The organism is Moorena sp. SIO3I6 (assembly GCF_010672095.1).
The window spans coordinates 1-6,958 of the sequence record NZ_JAAHHU010000250.1 but is presented as its reverse complement, the minus strand read 5'-3'; the positions used below and the strand labels follow the sequence as shown (position 1 = coordinate 6,958).

5 protein-coding genes are annotated in these 6,958 nt (G+C 44.8%); 1 reads left to right on the top strand and 4 read right to left on the bottom strand.

Going from position 1 to position 6,958, the window contains the following annotated elements:
- From F6K49_RS32970 to F6K49_RS32960, 3 genes are all read right to left on the bottom strand, one after another.
- Positions 1-1,658 (bottom strand): pentapeptide repeat-containing protein (locus tag F6K49_RS32970; protein WP_293103414.1); only part of this gene is annotated, 1,658 nt, incomplete at its 3' end.
- Positions 1,604-2,965 carry a P-loop NTPase fold protein gene (locus tag F6K49_RS32965; protein ID WP_293103411.1) on the bottom strand — a complete coding sequence of 454 codons (1,362 nt, stop codon included), beginning with the start codon at positions 2,963-2,965 and terminating at the stop codon, positions 1,604-1,606. The genes F6K49_RS32965 and F6K49_RS32970, both read right to left, overlap by 55 nt.
- 77 nt (positions 2,966-3,042) lie before the next feature.
- Positions 3,043-3,318 (bottom strand): hypothetical protein, encoded by a 276-nt coding sequence (locus tag F6K49_RS32960; protein ID WP_293070134.1) that lies wholly within the window; start codon positions 3,316-3,318, stop codon positions 3,043-3,045.
- 223 nt (positions 3,319-3,541) lie between these two features.
- On the opposite strand from F6K49_RS32960, the gene F6K49_RS32955 reads away from it, so the two are divergent.
- On the top strand, positions 3,542-5,047 hold the full coding sequence (locus tag F6K49_RS32955) for a GTP-binding protein (protein ID WP_293070132.1): 1,506 nt from the start codon (positions 3,542-3,544) through the stop codon (positions 5,045-5,047).
- A 128-nt stretch (positions 5,048-5,175) separates the two neighbouring features.
- Here the strand turns inward: F6K49_RS32955 and F6K49_RS32950 are convergent, their stop codons facing one another.
- Entirely contained in the window at positions 5,176-6,816 is a 1,641-nt protein-coding gene (locus F6K49_RS32950; protein WP_293070130.1) for a mechanosensitive ion channel, read from the bottom strand.
- Positions 6,817-6,958: the final 142 nt, after the last annotated feature.

Below are 6,958 nucleotides of genomic sequence, written 5' to 3'. Positions count from 1 at the left end.
CTCGCTTTTTCCAGCTGCTTGACCGCTTCTGCTAAATTTCCCTGCTTTCCTTGGGATTTTACCAAAAATAATCGATAGAGCTGGGCTAATAGCAATGGATGCAAGCCTTGGTCATGGGGCTGATCATCAGCAGCAACAACCAAAATTAATAGAGCTTTCTCTGCTAATTGACCAGCATCGTCCCATCGGGATTGCTCAAGGGCTACTTCTGCCAGAAAACCGTAATCTTGGGCTAGTTGCACCTGAGTCCCATAGGTTTCATGAAGCGACAGAGCCTGTTGAGAGGTGGTTTGTAAGAATGACCACGCTTGTAGATGCTGCAGCAGTTCAGCTAGCTTACTAATAAAAATAGCCACCAGATCGTGACGCCCCGCTTGGGTAAAAATTCCCATACATCGATGCAGATACGGCCAAGCTTCTTCCCAATAGCGCTGTTTATGAGCTTGATTTTGGTCAGCTTGGCGACAGTAACACAAACCAAGATAAAATAATAATAACCCCTGCCGTTCTAAGTTATCCGTTTGTTGCCAAACTATTAAGCTTTTACGAAACCGTTTCTTGGCTAGATTTATGCGATCGCTTATATAGTCATCTAGACCCAAAACAAAGTCTAGACTAGCGTCTAATTCCTTGTCCAAGGTAATGCCACGACTATGTAAATCTTTTAGGGCAAAATCCAGTTCAAATCGACGTTGGTTTTGGAGTGCTGAGTTCCTCGAATAGGTAATACAAATATCGGGGTTGGTTGGTTGGAGGTTGGAATGTTGGAGGTTGGGAGGTTGTTGGGAGGTTGAATGTTGGGAGGTTGAATGTTGAAGGTTGGAATGTTGAAGGTTGGAATGTTGAAGGTTGGAATGTTGAAGGTTGGGAGGTTGAAGGTTGGAATGTTGAAGGTTGGAATGTTGAAGGTTGGAATGTTGAAGGTTGGAATGTTGAAGGTTGGAATGTTGAAGGTTGGAATGTTGAAGGTTGGAATGTTGGAGGTTGGGATTTGGGATGTGTTGCGTGGTTGAGGGGGAAGGCTCTCCAGAGTTCAATAGACAGGCAAATACCATTTGAGCCTTTTGTCCGAGAAAATTGACTAACTCTGTGGTGGTCAGTTCAAACTTGAGGGGAGTGGCTGCCCAACTGCCAAAATCTGGTGCCAACCGCATCAGTTTTTGGAGTACTTGGTCATTAACCCACAATATTAGAGGAAAGGTTAGGCGTTTACGAAACTCATCCCGGACTTGATTAGTAGAGGTAAGTAATTCCTCAAGGGCAACGACTGACTCTAAACCAACAATCAGTAATGCGGAATGAGGGGGCGAGGAGGTAAGAGAGTCAGGGGATGAAGGGTTGATGGGGCTAGAACTCTCCCTGTGCTCGCATCTGTCTATCCCCTTGTCCTCTCCACGTCCCAATTCCCTATGTTCGTAGTTTTGGATGGTGGTGTAAAGGGTGGTAGCCGATGGCGGTATGATAAACTCTGTAATCTGGTATTGGGGCTGACACAGTGCTTTGAGGCGTTGCAGCATCTGTTGTTGCAAACCCTGGTAGTTACATCGCACGATCACAAGGGAAAATTCCCCTTGTGAAAATGCGATCGCTCTAGAGAGAGCCTTTAATGTACTATCGTTGTATTGGGCAGCGTCTGCTGGTGATTTTGTTTCAACCATGACTTAAACTGCGGTGCCTCTTCTAATGCTGGATTTATACCAAACCAATTTCCATCGCGATCGCGGTATTCAAAGACAAACATACTGCGCAATAGAGTTTGGTATTCCGTATCACCCCTGACTTTTTGCTGTTGCACCACCTGAAACAGCAATTCCCACTCCTCATCAGTAATTGATGAGATCAGATAATCCCGACGTTCGAGAATCACATTTTCTAAACACTCGCTCGGAATCGGTGGGTTTTCTTGCCTGAGACAATCAAACAACAATCCTAGCAAGTTGCGCACATGACCACCACTAATTCGGCACAGGCGGTTTAAAGTATCTATATTATCAAATACCTCCGGGAGCAAAGCAAATCGTTCCTCAGGAGTTTGATTAGGGAAAGCTCTAACCAGCACCATTTCTCGTAGCAACGCCATGCCATCGGGAAACTCCTCACCTGTGCGCAGTTTGACTGGCACCATGGGTAAGATTTTAGGAGTGAGTCCACCACCTAAGCGATTCTTCAGGGTTTCGCACTCATTGGAGAAGGTTAACGCCAAGGGAATTGTGTACACAATATGGCAATTGAGTCGGCGTAACTGCTCACCCCGGTCAATGAATAAATATTCTGGTTGCGATCGCCCAGAGGGTAAGGGGCGAATATCCACCCGATCCAGATTATCCACAATCACCACTAGTCCCGCTTTGCCCTTTTTCTTCAGGGTAGCAGTGGCAGGTCTTAGTAGTTCTTCATTAATCGAGTCTAAGATTCCACTCGTGCGAGGTTCCAGGTATTCCCGCAATCGACGCCGCAGTTTAGGACTTTCCTTAGTTTTAGCCGTTATTTTGCCAATGCCTACCGACAATTCTGCTTCAGCACCTAATTCAATTGGTGTCCGCAAAAAATCGGTAATTTCTGTAAAAAGATTGACAAAATAGCCTGGTTTTATATTAATTTTAATTTTCTCCAGACTTTCACTGACTTGACCAGCTATACTCAGCAAAATATCGCTTAGATCAACATCAGCCATGTCTAAATCTTGAGACGACTCAAAATAAACGACATGAAATTTCTGTTGCTCTAACTCAGCTTTTAGTCTAAGTAATTCTGTGGATTTACCACAGCCAATATGCCCTGTAAACAGCTGACAAGTCGGCTCATCTGGAGAAATTAGGGTGATGGTTCGCTTGAGGGACTCAATAATTTTATTTCCTCTGACTGGGGAAAAATCAATATAGTATTTTATCTCATTGACATCTCCCATGCTCAGGGGCTTGCTGGGATTACAAGCTTTGTAGAATCTTGGCAGATCTAATACCATGATAGCGTAATTTTCCTTCCTGATTTAGTCGCAGGACAATGCTAATTACCACGTTTTTGTAGCACCTAACTTACCTTTTAAAAAAGGGTTTTGCTAACCAATAAAGATGCCCCCCTAAATTCTGTACATATGTCTAGCCATTCACACTTTTGTTCTTGATCTTTTGCTTCATCCCGGCTGGCCAAGGATAAAGACGGTGGGTTTTGACTATCGAGTTTACCCTGAAAATTTGTCCATGTTGGTTTATTATGGCTAACTTTACCATAATTTAGTATTTGGGTATCCGTGAGACTCTGACCTAAGTTCAGTAGCATCGGCAAGGTTAGACTAACACTTAATAATTGGCTGATCATCTCATATCTCTCCTATGGTTTCCATCGAACCAATGGTGTAAAGCAATGATTAACTCTTCTACAGCTGTGGGTTGTAATCAGGAAGTTGCAAGGGATGAATAATGAATGTAACTGATGTAAGCTGTAAGGCATATATTTCTATGACGGGTGATTTCTCAAAAGTGATTCCTGAACTGATGCTCTAGGATCGAAAGCAGAAGTATCCTAAGCAGGAGGTGCCGTTTTGACCGAATTCTGGCCTGAGTCTGACTCTGTTAACTCTCTAGATCTTGACCAGGATTTAGATGGCGCAATTTCAGGTTTTGAGCAAATCCAGGCAGAACTGAACTACAAACAGGCACAAGACTCGCTCAAGGATCTGGTAGCTAACCTTGACCTATCCCGTAGAGAAAAAGCTGGTTTAGATGCTCAAATCCAAGACTTGGGCAATCTGCTTGAGAAGCTGGAAAATACCTGTATCCAAATTGCTGCCTTTGGCATGGTGGGACGGGGGAAATCCTCTGTACTCAATGCCTTAGTGGGTCAACCTGTATTTGAAACTGGTGCCCTACATGGGGTGACCCAGAATGCTCAAACTGCTAATTGGCAGCCCCATAATCAAAGCCCTAGTCAAACCTCTAGTCAAGAAACCCATAAAGAAACCCATAAAGAAACCCATAGCCAACAGGATATTCTACAGGTTGCCCTACCCAGTATTGGTAATTCCCAAATTCAGCTAATCGATACCCCAGGGATTGATGAAGTAGATGGGGAAACTCGGGAAGCCTTAGCCCTAGAGGTGGCTAAACAGGCAGATTTACTGTTGTTTATTATTGCTGGTGATATGACTAAGGTAGAGTACCAAGCTCTATCTCAGTTAAGAGCTAGTGGTAAACCGATGTTACTGGTGTTCAACAAGATTGACCAATATCCTGATGCTGATCGCATGGCAATTTACAGCAAAATTCGGGATGAACGGGTCAAGGAGTTGCTTTCACCAGCAGAAATTGTGATGGTTGCTGCTTCACCTTTGGTATCTGTAGCAGTGCGATCGCCTAATGGCAGCATTCAGGTCAAGCGCCGCCGAGGGAAACCCCAGATTGACGATTTGAAACTAAAAATTCTGGAAATTTTACATCGGGAAGGTAAATCCCTTGTTGCTCTTAACACCATGCTTTACGCCGATGAGTTGAATGAAAACTTGGTCAACCGAAAAATGAAGATTCGGGATGATAGTGCTAATCAAATTATCTGGAAAGCAGTAATAACTAAAGCATTTGTCATTGCTCTCAATCCAGTTACTGTTGTGGATATCCTCACCGCTACTGTAGTTGATGTGGTAATGATTCTTACTTTATCCCGTCTCTATGGTATTCCGATGACTGAGCAGGGAGCTATTCAATTATTACAAAAAATCGCTATGAGTATGGGAGGTATTGGTGCTAGTGAACTCTTGGCTAACTTGGGATTGAGTAGCTTAAAAAGTATTTTGGGGATTTCTGCCCCTGTAACTGGTGGGGTTTCCCTAGCGCCATATATGTCAGTTGCCATCACCCAAGCTAGTGTTGCTGGAGTTTCTGGCTATGGTATTGGACAAATTACCAAAACCTATTTAGCCAATGGCGCATCCTGGGGAGAAGATGGACCAAAAGCCGTTGTTAGACGAATTCTCTCCTCTCTAGACGAAACCTCAATTCTCCATCGCATTAAAGGAGAATTGAGGGCAAGATTATCAAAAGTTGAAGGTTGAAGGTTGTCTGTCAGAATGCAGAATGTAGAATTAAGAATTAAGAATTCTACATTCTACATTCTTAATTCTTAATTCAAAAAGGGCGAACAACCTTGGCCAATAGGCCACGCTACGGGAATAACTTCGACTTACTTTTTGAAAGAATCTAGCCATTCTCTAACTTGCTCACCAGCAACATCGCGACCTCCGAGACCGAAGGCTAATGCGATCGCAACCGCGATTGCGCCTAAGAGTAAACCAAAGGCTAAGTTCACAATATCAGGGGCAATGCCCATTTGTTGTAGACCTAGGGCTAAAGAAAAGGCAATAATCGAAATCCTAGCTACTTGTGCCAGGATATTGGATTGGCGAGCGCCGGAGCCAGTAATCAAGTTGAAAGCAAAATTAGCTAGGAACAGACCGATAGCAAGGACTACTAACCCGGACAGCACCCGAGCACCAATGAAACCGACCCCACCAACAATGTCAGTTAAGGCGGGAATCTGTAACACATCCGTTGCTGCCACAATACCAGCGATCATGATACCGATCAGTACAAGCAGTCCCGCTAGCTCAGAAGGGGTGCGACTGGTAAGTGGGTTCTGTGGTGTTTCTGATTCTGCTGTTTCATCAGTTGTTTGATCCGTGGTGCTAGGAGCGCTGGTGGAAAAACCTAGCCAATTAAATAGATTGTTGAAGCCAAGGTCTGTCAGGACGTTGGTGACCAGATCACTAACAAACTGTCCAATTACGTAGAAAACTGCCAGAATACCAGCCGCAGCAAATAGTTTGGGGATGGTATTAGTAACCTGGCTTAACATTGCGATCGAAGGGCCAGAGATGGCCTGGATCTGCAAGGCATTAAGGGCAGCGGTAGCAACGGGAATCAAAATCAGGACATAGACAATCGTACCGATAATCCCTGCTAGGGAGCGACCACCAGAGCTACTCAGTCCAAACCGCTCCCCGAGCTGATTTGTACCTGCTGCTGTCAAGAAACTAGTGACAAGACGTTGTACAAGTTGAGCAATAAACCAACCAATAGCACCAATTGCGATGGCTGCGCCAATATTGGGTACAATCCCCCAAATCTCGCCCAGCATACTTAGTACTGGATCGAGAGTTCCCTGTAAGCCTAGGGTTTCTAATACCGATGGCAGAAACAGTAGGAAGATTAAGTAGTACAGGGCATTGCCAATGGTTTGAGCCAGAGAGAACTGACTAGTGCCAGCATCGCCGACTTGCTCACCCAAGCGCTGATCGATATTCAATGCATTGAGCGTCCTGACTACTATCATCTTGACGATAGTTCCTAGTAACCAGGCAACACCCAAGAGAATCGCCGCACCAAAGACACTGGGCAGGAAGCCAAGGATGGTGTCTAGAAAACTATTCAGGGGTCCGGAAACCGTATCTAGCTTGAGGGTTTCTAGAACCGCCACTACCGTGAAAACGATGATAATCCAGAAAACCGCGCCGGATAACCATTGCTCAATTGGAGGAGGCTGGGTTCCTGACTGGCCGCCAGTAGCCCACTGAGCAATGTTGTTGTCAATATTGGTGCGATTCAGTACTGCTTTGGTAATACCAGCAGCAATCTTAGCCAGGATAAGACCAATGACTAAGATTGCGATCGCTTTAACCACATTCAGTAAGGTGGTTCCCCCATCTGCCAAAATTTGGTTTAATGCGGGAAATGCGGGAGATCCTGTCTGGGCTAAAACCAGGTGTGCCGATGGCTGCACACCCACTCCTACAATTTGGAAGATACCTTCCCAAGTTCCATTCATAGTCTTTGTTCTTACTTAAATTGTCCAATGTCACAGGCAACCCTAAGTTTCTTAAGTTCCTTAAGTTCCTTGTGACTACTGTGGTCTGGTGAGGAGCACGGTATTATCGTCTCAACTAGATAAGTTTGGGAGCGGGGAAGCT